At 40.1% G+C, this 13,520-nt stretch carries 12 protein-coding genes; 11 read left to right on the top strand and 1 reads right to left on the bottom strand.

Annotated features, from left to right (window positions below; translation table 11 throughout):
• Positions 1-48: 48 nt before the first annotated feature.
• Positions 49-2,268, bottom strand: a complete 2,220-nt coding sequence (locus AC04Q1_RS03570; protein WP_478361888.1) for an NADP-dependent isocitrate dehydrogenase — start codon at positions 2,266-2,268, stop codon at positions 49-51.
• Positions 2,269-2,482: 214 nt separating this feature from the next.
• Between AC04Q1_RS03570 and AC04Q1_RS03575 the strand changes: the two genes are divergently transcribed.
• The 11 genes from AC04Q1_RS03575 to AC04Q1_RS03625 all read left to right on the top strand — a co-directional run bounded on the left by AC04Q1_RS03575 (position 2,483) and on the right by AC04Q1_RS03625 (position 13,476).
• Positions 2,483-3,088 carry a hypothetical protein gene (locus AC04Q1_RS03575; RefSeq protein WP_478361890.1) on the top strand — a complete coding sequence of 202 codons (606 nt, stop codon included), beginning with the start codon at positions 2,483-2,485 and terminating at the stop codon, positions 3,086-3,088.
• A 602-nt stretch (positions 3,089-3,690) separates the two neighbouring features.
• On the top strand, positions 3,691-4,893 hold the full coding sequence (locus AC04Q1_RS03580) for an ankyrin repeat domain-containing protein (protein WP_478361891.1): 1,203 nt from the start codon (positions 3,691-3,693) through the stop codon (positions 4,891-4,893).
• 8 nt (positions 4,894-4,901) lie between these two features.
• Positions 4,902-6,245 carry an ankyrin repeat domain-containing protein gene (locus AC04Q1_RS03585; RefSeq protein WP_478361893.1) on the top strand — a complete coding sequence of 448 codons (1,344 nt, stop codon included), beginning with the start codon at positions 4,902-4,904 and terminating at the stop codon, positions 6,243-6,245.
• Positions 6,246-6,364: 119 nt separating this feature from the next.
• On the top strand, positions 6,365-6,937 hold the full coding sequence (locus AC04Q1_RS03590) for a hypothetical protein (protein WP_478361895.1): 573 nt from the start codon (positions 6,365-6,367) through the stop codon (positions 6,935-6,937).
• A gap of 400 nt (positions 6,938-7,337) precedes the next feature.
• The gene (locus tag AC04Q1_RS03595) at positions 7,338-8,657 is read left to right on the top strand and encodes a PQQ-dependent sugar dehydrogenase (protein WP_478361896.1); all 1,320 of its coding nucleotides are present in this window, start codon (positions 7,338-7,340) and stop codon (positions 8,655-8,657) included.
• Positions 8,658-8,739: 82 nt separating this feature from the next.
• Positions 8,740-10,791 (top strand): TonB-dependent receptor, encoded by a 2,052-nt coding sequence (locus AC04Q1_RS03600; RefSeq protein WP_478361897.1) that lies wholly within the window; start codon positions 8,740-8,742, stop codon positions 10,789-10,791.
• An 88-nt stretch (positions 10,792-10,879) separates the two neighbouring features.
• Positions 10,880-10,975: an avidin-fold protein gene (locus tag AC04Q1_RS03605; RefSeq protein WP_478362832.1), complete on the top strand. Its 96-nt coding sequence runs from the start codon at positions 10,880-10,882 to the stop codon at positions 10,973-10,975.
• 52 nt (positions 10,976-11,027) lie between these two features.
• The gene (locus tag AC04Q1_RS03610; RefSeq protein ID WP_478362834.1) at positions 11,028-11,186 is read left to right on the top strand and encodes an avidin-fold protein; all 159 of its coding nucleotides are present in this window, start codon (positions 11,028-11,030) and stop codon (positions 11,184-11,186) included.
• Between the two features lie 195 nt (positions 11,187-11,381).
• Entirely contained in the window at positions 11,382-11,915 is a 534-nt protein-coding gene (locus AC04Q1_RS03615) for a MepB family protein (RefSeq protein ID WP_478361899.1), read from the top strand.
• Between the two features lie 81 nt (positions 11,916-11,996).
• Positions 11,997-12,839, top strand: coding sequence for a methylated-DNA--[protein]-cysteine S-methyltransferase (locus AC04Q1_RS03620; protein WP_478361901.1), 843 nt, complete (start codon positions 11,997-11,999; stop codon positions 12,837-12,839).
• A 28-nt stretch (positions 12,840-12,867) separates the two neighbouring features.
• A complete protein-coding gene (locus AC04Q1_RS03625; protein WP_478361902.1) occupies positions 12,868-13,476 on the top strand; it encodes an alpha-ketoglutarate-dependent dioxygenase AlkB family protein in 609 nt (202 codons plus the stop codon).
• The last annotated feature ends 44 nt before the right edge of the window (positions 13,477-13,520 follow it).

Here is a 13,520-nt window from a genome sequence, read left to right on the forward strand (position 1 = left end):
AGCGTTCCGATTTTACATCGGAACGCTTCACTTATCATTTTCTTTAGTTTATAAACTGGCCAAAGAAGTATTTAATGTTTCACTTGGGCGCATGGCTTTGCTTGTCAATTCATCATTCGGGTTGTAATAACCGCCAATGTTTTGAGGCTTGCCCTGAGAACCGATCAACTCTTCGTTAATTTTCGCTTCATTTTCCAATAAAGTTTTAGCCAATGGTGCAAATCTAGCCTGCAAATCAGCATCCTTTGTTTGAGCGGCTAATGCTTCAGCCCAATATAAAGCCAGATAGAAATGAGAGCCACGGTTGTCGATCGTTCCCAATTTTCTACCAGGAGATTTATCTGTTGCCAGGAATTTAGCGTTAGCCTCGTCCAAAGCATCGGCCAATACCTGTGCTTTTGCATTATTTTGTGTTTGCGATAAATGCTCCAAAGAAGCCTGAAGCGCTAAAAATTCACCAAGCGAATCCCAGCGTAAATAACCTTCTTCTATAAATTGCTCGATGTGTTTTGGGGCAGAACCACCTGCACCGGTTTCGAATAAACCGCCACCGTTCATCAAAGGAACGATTGATAACATTTTAGCCGAAGTTCCCAACTCTAAAATCGGGAATAAATCCGTTAAATAATCACGCAATACGTTACCGGTAACTGAAATGGTATCTAAACCTTTACGGATACGTTCTAACGTAAATTTAGTGGCTTCGATCGGTGCCAAAATACGGATATCTAAACCTGTAGTATCGTGGTCTTTTAAATACGTATTTACTTTAGCAATGATCTCTCTATCATGTGCTCTTTTTTCATCTAACCAGAAAACGGCCGGAGTTTCTGATAAACGTGCCCTGTTAACCGCTAGTTTAACCCAATCCTGAATCGGAGCATCCTTAGTCTGGCACATGCGGAAGATATCGCCTTTTTCTACTTTCTGATCGAAAAACACTTGACCATCAGCATCAGTTACACGGATAGTTCCGGAACCGGTTGCCTGAAAAGTTTTATCATGCGAGCCATATTCTTCAGCTTTCTGGGCCATTAAACCAACATTCGGTACCGAACCGATTGTGGTCACATCGAAAGCACCGTTTGCTTTACAGTCGTCTATGGTAGCGGTATAAACCCCGGCATAAGAACGGTCTGGAATCAAAGCGAAGGTATCCTGAGCCTTGCCTTCTTTGTTCCACATCTGGCCAGAAGTACGGATCATGGCAGGCATAGAAGCATCAACAATCACATCTGATGGCACATGTAAGTTGGTAATTCCTTTATCAGAGTTAACCATGGCCAAAGCCGGACCGTTTTCTATGGCCTGAGCCAAAGCAGCTTCAACCTCAGCTTGTTTAGCATTGCCGGCAATTTTCGCATATACATCACCTAAACCATTTCTGGTATCGATGTTAAGTTCTTTGAAAAGATCTGCGTATTTGGTAAAAACATCCGCAAAATACACTTCAACAATGGCACCGAAAATAATCGGGTCAGACACTTTCATCATCGTTGCTTTTAAGTGTGCAGATAATAAAACACCTGCGGCTTTTGCTTCAGCAATTTCTTTGGCCACGAAAGTTTTCAATGCCGATAAACTCAATGCCGAGCTATCAATCACCTCTCCTGCTTTTAATGGCGACAAAGCTTTTAATTCGGTTACCGTACCATCAGCCGATACAAATTCAATTTTGAACTGGCTTGCCTCAGCAACGGTTGTCGATTTCTCAGAACCGTAAAAATCGCCTTCGGTCATGCTTACTACTTTAGTTTTCGAATCTGCCGACCATTTCCCCATCGAATGTGGGTTTTGCTTTGCATAGTTTTTAACCGCTTTTGGGGCTCTACGGTCGGAGTTACCTTCGCGTAAAACCGGATTTACAGCCGAGCCTAAAACTTTTGCATATTTAGCTTTAATTGCTTTTTCTTCATCAGTCTGCGCATTATCCGGATAATTTGGAATGGCGAAACCCTGAGCCTGTAACTCGGTAATGGCACCAACCAATTGCGGGATAGAGGCAGAGATATTTGGTAATTTGATGATGTTTGCTTCGGGAGTGGTAGCCAATGCACCCAGCTCGCCTAAAGCATCACCAATTTTTTGATCGTCTTTTAAATACTCAGGAAAGTTTGCCAAAATTCTTCCTGCTAAAGAAATATCTCTGGTTTCTACATCAATACCCGCTGATGCGGTAAAAGCTTGTACGATAGGTAAAAGTGAATAGGTTGCCAACATTGGCGCCTCATCGGTTTTGGTGTAGATAATTTTTGATGTATTTGACATGTTTATATTGATTTTGCTTATTAAGGTTAATGATCAGATCAGTTTCAAGCATTGTAAACCGATCTTTTTAAAATCGCCTAAAGATAAAATAATCGAATGAATTAAGGAACATCGCAATGTTATTTATAGTTTACGTAACCGTTTAAATACTTTAAAATCATACTTGTATTTTCTATATTTTAGTTTCAGGAAAACCTAAACTAAAAAACCTGCTTTGAAAACACTCAAATATCCGCTTCCTGAAAAATTAGAAAAAATACTTAGCAGTGATGATTATGAAGACGGCGGAATGGTTATCTCCGGACTTATTTATCAGGACAACGACCTTCTAGTAACCTTTGATCTTTATCCCAGCTCCGACAGACAAATTAAGCAAGTATGGAAACTTAGTATAAAAAATATAGTTGATGAAAAATTCATCAGAAGCTGGGCATATTATTTCACATTCTACTCTGATCATTTTTTACTTTATGAGTTTACCGATACTTATACCGAACTTTATTTTAATGGAAAAGCAAAAGACCCGAAAAAGCTGTTTGTAGATCTGTACAAATCACATTTAAAATCCTACTCCCGGGATTTCCAATTTGCATATGGAATAAATGGCGCAGCGAATATTTTTAACCTTTGCAAAATAGGCAGTGGATTATTTGCTCAAGGCCCTAGAAAAATCATGGAAAATTATCAGCTATGTTTAGCAAAACATCATATAAAATCCAATTTTATTAGTGGAATGCCAAAAACCAATAATAATCTCAAACTATTGATATTCGGCGAAAGTTATTTTATTGGAGAAGAATTTTCATTTACGGAAGTATAAAATTATTGAATCTTCATATGATAATAAATTAAACGCTTATTCTAAATAACAATATCATTTTGGAGCAGTGCACCATTTGCAATTCCCACAGCCACTCCTGCTCTGCATTTTATCCCCAAGGAAATCGGGATACCGCTTCGATCAGGGCTATACACTTAGGCCTGTAGCATGGAAAACCGACATAGTAGCAGAAAACCACCTAAGCTAAACCTGATCGAACGAATGCCATTTTTCATGGCAGCAGGTAGAGCAGGAAGATATTAACCTATGGAATGCCTCAACTGCTTTCCAAAAAAAAATAGATAATTATAACTTAATGATATTAATTATGATGCGGATTGCCTATTTATATGATTTGTGGCTGCCCAGGACAGGAAGCTTTCATGACCCTCATGATTTGTCGCCACCCATGGCAGGAAGCTTTCATTACCCTCATGATCTGTCGCCATCCATGGCAGGAAGCTTTCATGACCCTCATGATCTGTCGCCACCCACGGTGCGAAGCTTTCAACATAAATAGACCTTAACTTCTTCATATTTTGGCTAAACTTTTGTAGGTTGAAAATCTAATATATCTATCTATTTTAAACTTTTTAATTGAAATGACCGAAGCTACCTTAGATCAACTGTTAAATGCCCGCAAATTCGATGAGGCCAAAACACTGATGCAACATGGCGAAAAGCTCTCCAAAAGCATTCAGGAACACCAAAAATCATCTATTCTGGATAACCTTGTTAGAGAAAAACAATACGAAATCCTCCACATGATGGTAAAAGATAAAACCATCGAAACCGACATTTACGAATTCGACAATTTTGATAAAAGCATTTTTCAGAGTATTGTCCGCAATCTTGGCGATAGCAAAGAGGATATCGCATTCTTTAGCGAATTTATTACCCGTTTCGATAACTTAAATGATGAAGTCGATACCAAAACATTATTGGGTTATCTTTTCGAAAACGGAGTAAGCCTAGGGTTGATCAAAGCCTGTATTGATGCGGGTTGTGCCACAAACTTTAAAACCAACGCCGAAGAAAATTACATCCATCAGGTGGTAAAAAGTTTCATCCGCCGTTATGGCCTAAATGATGAGCAGACCACCGACTTATTAAAAGGCTATATCGACATACTCATTAATGAAGGTGTTGATATGAACGAAGGTAATGTAATACAGGAAACGCCATTAATTACCGCGATAAAAACCAACAAGAAAAATTTAATCGCACATCTGCTCGAAAACGGTGCCGATCCCAATCATACCGACCGGGAGGGCAATTCGGCATTCTTTTATGCCGTGGCCCATTCGCAAAGTGAAATTATATATGACACCCTGCGTAACTTTGCTTCGCCAGATTTCGATCAGATCAACAAGGATGGGGTAAACCTGCTTTTCGAATATGTGCGGATGATGTCGAACAGCGAAAGCGGCATAAATTTTCTTAAAAAACTGATTGAAGATGGTGCTGATTTATACCAAACCAGCATATGGTATAGCGCGGATAAAACACCACTGGATGTTATTGCCGAAAAACAGGTGGATATTTTGCAGGCTGTATTGGAAACCGGAAAGGTTGATATTAATAGAACCGATGACGAAGGCAATACCCTCTTGCATAAAGTTTGTGCTTACAATGTAAACTACGAAGCCGAAAAAGCTAAGGAAACTTATCGTAAAGTAAAGTTCCTGATCGAAAATGGAGCAGATATTGCAATCACCAACGATAAGGATCAGACCGCTTTAATGCTCGCTTCGGATGATAACCTGAAAATAAAAACTGTAGAACTATTGCTGAAACAATCTTAAATATGTCGATGTCATTTATAATTGCCTGCGAAAGCGGCAAACGAAAAATTGCCGAACTTTTACTGGCCAACGGTGAAGTAGAAATTGGTTATACAGACGAAAAAGGCAGAACTGCCCTCCATTATGCAGCGCATCGTGGATATCTGGATCTTGTACAGATTTTAATCGACCGGGGGGCCGACTTAGATTACGAGGACCATGCGGGCGAAACCCCATTGTACTTTGCCTGTTTACAAAAACAGAAACAAACTGCACTTTATTTACTCGATAAGGGAGCCAGAATTGATATTAAAGACTTAAAAGGGAACAGCCTGCTGCATTTAACGGCACAGAACGGGCAGATCGAAGTACTGGAAAAACTGCTCAGCAAAGGGCTTGATGTTGATGGTGAAAATAACGAGGCCGAAACACCCTTGCTTATCGCTTCCAGCTGGAGAAATAAAGAAATTGTGCAGAAACTATTGGAATTTGGTGCCAATATCAATACCACAAACAAACATGGCGATTCGCCATTAATTTTTGCAGTCAAATCTAAAAACGCACCAATGGTCGAACTCATCCTGGATAAAGGTGCGAACATTAATCATATCAACCATGCCGGCGAATCGGCGTTGTTGCTCGCCTGTTACGATGCCAACCGGATGCTAACCAAAACCCTGGTGGAGAAAGGCGCAGATGTATTCGTTTCCTCAAAAGATGGACTGTCGCCAATCTGGTATGCCTGTGCCAATAACCAGAAGGAAATTGTCGATCTGTTTTTAAATAACGGCGTTGATGTCAATTATGCAAAACCACTTTCTGGTAAAGACGATTCGATGTATTCTTACCTCGAATGGGTAGAAACGGCCAATAACATTTCCATTTCGGCCAGTTTTTCGTTTGATAACAGTTACAGTTACGGCGGCGAAAGCATGCTCCATGTAGCAGCAAAGAGCGGGCATTTGAGTATGCTAAAAATGCTAATGGAAAAAGGTGCAAATGTGAACATACAGGATGAAAGTGGAAATACCGCCTTGCATTATGCAGCAGCAAACGGCAAAAAAGACGCAGTGAAATTTTTACTTGAGCAAATGGCCGATCCCAGCATTGTAAATGTAAAAGAACAGAAAGCAATCGATTATTCGAATATCAAAGGTTTTAATGAGATCACAGAATTACTGTTAAAATCTGGTCCGAAAAGCGATTTGCACCAGCCTTTGAAAACTGCAATTGTAGAAAACGATGTACCAACGGTAAAAACTGACATGTCTGCAAAAAAGCAGGCCTTATTAGACCTTAAAGAACTACTGGATGCCGGAATATTGTCACAGGAAGAATTTGATGCCGAAAAGGCAAAAATTTTGAAAGGTTAACCAATTTAACCTGATAAATTTTCATGCTCAACATTTAAGTTATAAATTTATCATTAAGAATTTTCCTGGCAGGATTATAAAATTCCAGTCAGGAAAATTCGAAATTAATGCTCACACAAATGAAAAACACATCTAAAATCAAACTGCAGTTATTTACGCTCCTCCTGCTTTCTATCTTAATCTACAGCTGTTCTCCAAAGCTTTATGTAGATGAAACCAAACGTTATCAGGCAGGAACACTCACCGATGCGCAGATAGATTCGCTGCATCTTTTCTTAAAAGAAAACCAAAGACTGGCACTCAAAGATACCATTATCATCAAATACGATTTTAATAAAGATGCCTGTTGGAATGATCTTGATTATCAAAACCCTGAGTTTCTGAATAATGTAAGGTGGACCTTTCAAAAAAACATTACCGAAAAGGCTGAAGCCCGTCCAAAAGTCGCTATTTATCAATACCGTGAGGTAGGAAACAGTTTTAGTCCGGTTAAATCAAAAGGTTTAGAAATAGAAACCGATCCCGGATTTCTCAAAAAGCTGTTATTCAAAGAGAATACCACTTGTGGTACTTCGGCAATTATCCTCCCCGACGGAAAATTTTTACTGGTAAAGTCTGATCCGCAGTTCTCTGCACTGCTTTTGAATGCTAAAGATATCGAGAAAAAACTGCTCGAAAACCTGGTCAAATAAACGTCCAAAATTCTGGTTGCTGTTCATAAACGATTTAACAATTCCTTAACTAAATCTTTGGTTATCATACCGTAATTTAGTTTTAACTAATCGTTTTTAACTTAACATTACTCAACCGGAAAATTATTCTCAGATTTCTTTGCGTCAACACCTTTATCCTAAAGTTGCCTGATACCTTCTATAACACATCACTATTTTAAAAAAGCCGTTAAAGCATGCTAAAATATATCCTTGTTCATCATTACAATGTATTGACAGGGAAAACAATCTGCGCTCTCTCAAGGAAGGTACTTTAGGGTACTTTCCTTTTATGATTCCGGAGTTGTGGCAATTCTGCTAAAATCAAAAACATCTATCCGATTTTGATGTTATTTTTCTAAGATTGTTAAAACCGGTTAATATGAAAAATAAGATTTTTTACGCATCAATACTCTCAACAGCAGTCCTTTTAGGATGTCAATCCAATTCAAATTCGCAGAAACAGGGAGAAGATACCACCGTAACCACCAAAAATGGGGCAGTAGATTTACCCGCACCAGATACCAATGCGGCTAAAAGTAAATTCAGCAAAGTAATTGGCTGGCCAGATGGCAAAACGCCCATTGCTCCTGAAGGATTTGTGGTGACCAAATTCGCTTCCAACATCAAAAGCCCACGCAACACCTATATCGCACCCAATGGCGACGTATTGGTGGCGCTTTCCAATTCAGAAAGAAGTACTGCAGAAGCGGTGGCCAATACAGTAACAGGTAAATCAAAATCTGAGGTTCCGGGAAAAAGTGCAAATACCATTTTGCTTTACCGTGATGAAAACAAAGATGGTAAACCCGAAACTGTTACCACCTTTTTAAATGGTTTGAACCAACCTTTTGGTATGTTGATTATCGGCAATTCATTTTACGTGGCCAATACCGATGGTTTATGGCAATATCCATATAAAGCCGGTGATACCAAAATCACCGCTACAGGGAAAAAGATTTTAAGTTTGCCAGCAGGAGGTTACAATAACCATTGGACAAGAAATCTGATTACCAATGCCGATAAAAGCAAAATTTACGTTACCGTTGGTTCGGGCAGTAACGTTGGTGAAAATGGTATGGAAAATGAAGTGCGAAGAGCCAATATACTGGAAATCAATCCCGATGGAACGGGTGAAAAGATTTATGCCAGTGGCCTGCGCAATCCGGTTGGCGTAGACTGGGCTCCAACCACCAATATGCTTTGGACAGCAGTTAATGAGCGTGATGGATTAGGCGATGACCTTGTACCGGACTATATTACCAGTGTAAAACCCGGCGCCTTCTATGGATGGCCATTTTCTTATTACGGCCAGAACGAAGATCCGAGGTTAAAAGGTAAAAACCCGGAGATGGTTAAAAAAGCAATTGCACCAGATGTACCTGTTGGTGCACACACTGCCTCTTTGGGCTTAGCCTTTTATAAAGGCACAAAATTCCCTCAAAAATACCAGGGTGGTGCCTTTATTGGTCAACATGGATCATGGAACAGGTCGGCAATATCTGGCTATAAGGTTGCCTTCGTTCCATTCAAAGACGGAAAACCAACGGGGAAACCTGAAGATTTTTTAGCCGGATTTGTAGCCGACGCTGATAAGGCAGAAGTATATGGCCGTCCGGTTGGCATTACCCTAACACCTGATGGAGGTTTATTGGTGGCCGACGATGTTAGCGGCGTAATCTGGAAGGTTGCTGCAAAATAATTAATACAATAGCCACAGATCCACAGAATATGCATTAAATTTATCTGCCAGATCTGTGGCTAAACCATCAATCCTTATCCTCTTGAAACCGAACCTGACCTTACTCTTTACCTTATTTTCACTTAGCTGTTTAGCACAGACCATTAAACCCGATTCGGTAAAAAAACTTAGCGAGGTTACGGTAAAAGGTTATTATAACCATCAACCTTTATTGAGATCGGTATCTGCTGTAAACCTGCTTGATAGCAGCTCAATCCGAAATCAACAAACCAGTTCATTGGTAAGCACATTTAACACCGTTCCCGGGGTGAGAATGGAAGAACGTTCACCTGGCAGTTACCGTTTATCGCTTCGTGGCAGCTTGTTGCGCTCACCTTTTGGCATTAGAAATATTAAGATTTATGTCGACGATTTCCCCTTGACTGATGCTGGTGGCAACACCTATTTAAATGCATTGGATGTAACTGCGGTTGGCACCATCGAAATTTACAAAGGACCTGAAGCCAGTATATTTGGGGCAAATACCGGAGGCGCCGTTTTGATCAATCCACCAGGTTTAGATCAGAATGAAATCAGTGCCTCTGCCATAACCGGTTCTTACGGTCTCTTTCATCAAACGGCCGATATTAAACACCAGTTTAAAAACTACAGTTTTAGCTTTAGTGAGGGTTATCAGAAAAGCGATGGTTTCCGTCAGAACAGTGCTATGGACCGAAAATATTTTCAGACCATACACCAATGGAACTACAGTACTGCCGGTAGTTTAAAAGCTTTTGCTTTTTATAGCGATTTGGCATACAGCACTCCTGGGGGCTTAACAGCTGCTCAGTTAGATCAAGATCCTAAACTGGCACGCCCAGCAACACCTACTATTCCAGGGGCCATTTCACAGCAGGCAGCCATTTACAATAAAACCATTTTCGCAGGTTTATCCAATTCTTATCAGATCAATACGCATTTCAAACATGTTATTGCGCTATTTACCTCCTATACCGATTTCAAAAACCCTTTCATTACCAATTACGAAAAACGTTATGAAAGCACTTTGGGTTTACGGACATTTTTAGATTATGCGCAGGCGAGTGAAGGCTTTAAATTTAATGCACAGATTGGCTTAGAAAGCTCAGCGACCAAGAGCCAGATTAATAATTTCGATAATAATGGCGGAGACGCAACTGCGATGCAAGCATCCGACCGGTTAAAAGCCAGTCAGGACTTTGCTTATTTAAGATTAAACTTCGACATCAACAGCAAGTTGCTGGTCGAACTCGCCTCAAGCCTGAATTTCTACAGGTATCAGTATGAAAGTTATTTCCCTGTGGTTATCGCCTCGCAACAACGGAAATTTGATGCGCAATTTATGCCAAAAATAGCACTATCTTATTTATTGACCAGCGATTTTTCAGTCAGGGCTTCGGTAAGCAAAGGTTACTCACCACCCACCATTGCAGAAGTGAGGTCTTCCGACAATAACATCAACAACAATTTACAGGCTGAATCAGGCTGGAATTATGAATTGGGCTTGCGTTACAAAACAAAGAATAACCGCTTTTATGCCAACGGAAATATTTTCCGATATCAGTTGAAAGATGCCATTGTAAGAAGGTTAAACCAAAATGATGCTGAATATTTTATCAATGCCGGTGGAACCAGACAGGAAGGTATCGAACTGGAAACAGCCATCTGGATGATCAGAAATCCTTCTTCTTTTTTAAGAGGACTACAGTTGAGAAGCAACTATACTTTTAGCCATTTCAGGTTTGAAGATTTTGTAAGCGGCAATACCAGCTATAGCGGTAACAAACTGACCGGTGTACCTGAAAACATTTTGCTTAGTAGTTTAGAGTTTAACTTTCCAAAAGCATTTTACCTGTTTGTTCAGCACAATTATACTTCTACCATCCCCTTAAATGATGCAAATACTGCATTTGCCAAAAGATACCATTTGGTAGAGACAAAAGCCGGCATCCGGAATTTAAAGATAAGTAAAACCCATGTTGATGTATTCGCGGGGGTAAATAACTTACTGAATGTTAATTACAGTCTAGGAAACGATTTAAATGCCGCAAACGGAAGATACTTTAATCCAGCCGCCGGAATCAACTTTTACACTGGCCTGGCTGTAAAGCTTTAACAAAAATACCCTAACGATAACTATTCGCCATGTGGTGGGAATGAATTTACGGTATTATGATTGATTACAATATCAAACTTATCAGCCCATCAGTAACACCGAAAATGGAGAAACCTCAAATGAATCCATTTTTAAATATCAGCAGTCAGGCAATGTACTTACCGCCGGATATGCTCGCGGTTAAAATTATTTCTGGTCATTTAACCGGTCTGGCTGATGAGAACGGTTGTATCGAAATGCACTACCGTCAGGTAAATGTTCAGGGGGCACTGATGAGGGGGATCTGTTACTCAAAACCTGAACTATTGGAAAACGGTCAAATCAGGCTCGATGAAACATGGGAATGGACACCGGGTGATCGATCGAAAGGTATATCGGTTATAGAGGAAGAATAATAGCTGATTCCTCTAGCTGTCTTAACGTCTTAATGGTCAAAATTTAAATTAGTTGATCGCTGTAGCAATTCTTAATTATCTTGCCCGTGGGTATGGGCAAAAATGGATAACTTGCCAAAACCAATAAAGATGCTGTGGACCACCGTTAGAAGATAATTTTTGATCAGCCGATATGCAATCCAATATTTCTTGAAAATGCCAGAAAAAGAAACTCGAACTACACGTTTGCCTGCAGTATTAAAAAATGCTGTCGATTTGATATACCATCCATTAGGCTATCAAATCAAAAACTTACAAATGGAAAGCGAAAGCCAGGAATATTTAGCCTGTACATTTGAACTAAAAGGTTTAAAGATTAAACACCGTCTTTCAAAAATCACTCCGACTAAAACCGGGCAATTTGTTACCATCTGGAAAAGGAATGAAGCTGGTATTATTGCTCCATTTGATGATCATGATAATTTTGATCTGGTGATCATCACTGCAAAAAGCGAAGATCGCTTAGGGCAGTTCATCTTCCCAAAGGCAATACTCGTACAACATAAAATCATCACTAAAAATGGCATCGAGGGTAAAAGAGGGATTAGGGTGTATCCCCCGTGGGATACCACAATCAATAAACAGGCAGAGAAAACCCAGCAATGGCAAGCTCCATATTTCCTCAGGGCTTCCTCGAATGGAGAAATCGATCTCGCATTAGCAAAAAAATTAATTGACGTCCATTATTAAAAACCTAAATTAAACTTAGCAAGTTTCGGGTGGTTTGCCGTTTCTTACGATAGTACTTTTGGATATAAATTATTCAAGACCATGAAAACACAGGAAGAAATTAATTTCAACAGGATAGCCGAAGCCATCAGCTATATCAAGGCCAATTTTAAAGCGCAACCGGGGTTAGAGGAAATTGCTGAACAGGTAAATTTAAGTCCCTTTCATTTTCAAAGGTTATTTAGTGAGTGGGCCGGTACCACACCAAAACGGTTTTTGCAATACATCAGCATTGGTTATGCCAAAGAGATGTTAAAAGAAAATCAAAGTTTGTTCGATACGGCCCTCAAAACTGGTTTATCAGGAACCAGCAGGTTGCACGATCTTTTTGTGAACATTGAAGGCATGACACCTGGCGAATATAAAAATGGTGGTGAGAACCTCCACATCAATTATAGCTTTGCAGAAAGCCCTTTCGGAAATATTATTGTGGCAAGTACTTCAAAAGGAATCTGCCATATTGCTTTTTATGATGATGAAAGCATCGCATTGGCGAACCTGCAACGGTCTTTTCCAGCAGCTACCTACCAACAGATACTGGATAGGGAACAGCAGAACGCATTATATATTTTTAGTCACGACTGGAGCAAACTGCACCAGATTAAACTCCACTTAAAAGGAACTGATTTCCAGTTAAAAGTTTGGGAAGCATTGCTAAAAATCCCAATGGGCAAACTAGCCACTTACGGAGGTGTCGCGAAACATCTGCAAAATCCTAATGCATCCAGAGCAGTGGGTTCGGCTATCGGCGACAATCCAGTGGCCTTTCTGATTCCCTGCCACCGTGTAATCCAATCGAGTGGCGCATTGGGTGGATACCACTGGGGGGTGAACAGGAAAACAGCGATAATTGGATGGGAAGTGGCAAAAGCCAATCAGGAATAGTAAAATGACCAGCAAGAGACTACAAACGATGGATTTATTCAACACAGCAATAGATATCAATCAGAACCTGCTGCCCTATGGCGGAACCGTAAATTATTACGGAAAATTATTCACCTTATCGGAAGCTGATCACTATCTCAAGGTGCTGATGAATACCATCGAATGGAAAAACGATGAAGCCTTTATCATGGGCAAACACATCATTACCAAAAGAAAAGTGGCCTGGTATGGCGATGAGTCATATTCTTATACCTACTCCAATAAATCGAAACTGGCCCTACCCTGGACAAAGGAGCTCCTGGAGTTAAAAAAACTCTCGGAGGAGCAAACGGGTACTACATTTAATTCCTGCCTGCTCAATTTATACCACAATGGTGATGAGGGAATGGCCTATCACAGTGACGATGAAAAAGCCTTAGCTAAAGATTCTGCAATTGCATCTTTAAGCTTTGGGGCCGAAAGAAGATTTCTATTCAAACACAAACAGACCAAAGAAACCGTTACTTTATTTTTGGAAAATGGAAGCTTACTGGTGATGAAGGATGAAACCCAAACGAACTGGTTACACCGCTTACCCCCTACCAAAAAAGTAAATCAGCCAAGGGTAAACCTAACGTTTAGAACGATGGTGGTTTAAGCTTGGCTTTTTTTTATATCATTTGCGGTACGTGTGGCACGTAC

It is taken from the genome of Pedobacter humicola, from assembly GCF_056490705.1.

Bases quoted from the DNA above. Each gene is read 5' to 3' on its own strand.
- AC04Q1_RS03625 (WP_478361902.1), top strand. From the start codon at position 12,868: ATGGATTTATTCAACACAGCAATAGATATCAATCAGAACCTGCTGCCC.
- AC04Q1_RS03570 (WP_478361888.1), bottom strand. From the start codon at position 2,268: ATGTCAAATACATCAAAAATTATCTACACCAAAACCGATGAGGCGCCA.
- AC04Q1_RS03580 (WP_478361891.1), top strand. From the start codon at position 3,691: ATGACCGAAGCTACCTTAGATCAACTGTTAAATGCCCGCAAATTCGAT.
- AC04Q1_RS03595 (WP_478361896.1), top strand. From the start codon at position 7,338: ATGAAAAATAAGATTTTTTACGCATCAATACTCTCAACAGCAGTCCTT.
- AC04Q1_RS03620 (WP_478361901.1), top strand. From the start codon at position 11,997: ATGAAAACACAGGAAGAAATTAATTTCAACAGGATAGCCGAAGCCATC.
- AC04Q1_RS03610 (WP_478362834.1), top strand. From the start codon at position 11,028: ATGCACTACCGTCAGGTAAATGTTCAGGGGGCACTGATGAGGGGGATC.
- AC04Q1_RS03590 (WP_478361895.1), top strand. From the start codon at position 6,365: ATGAAAAACACATCTAAAATCAAACTGCAGTTATTTACGCTCCTCCTG.
- AC04Q1_RS03615 (WP_478361899.1), top strand. From the start codon at position 11,382: ATGCCAGAAAAAGAAACTCGAACTACACGTTTGCCTGCAGTATTAAAA.
- AC04Q1_RS03585 (WP_478361893.1), top strand. From the start codon at position 4,902: ATGTCATTTATAATTGCCTGCGAAAGCGGCAAACGAAAAATTGCCGAA.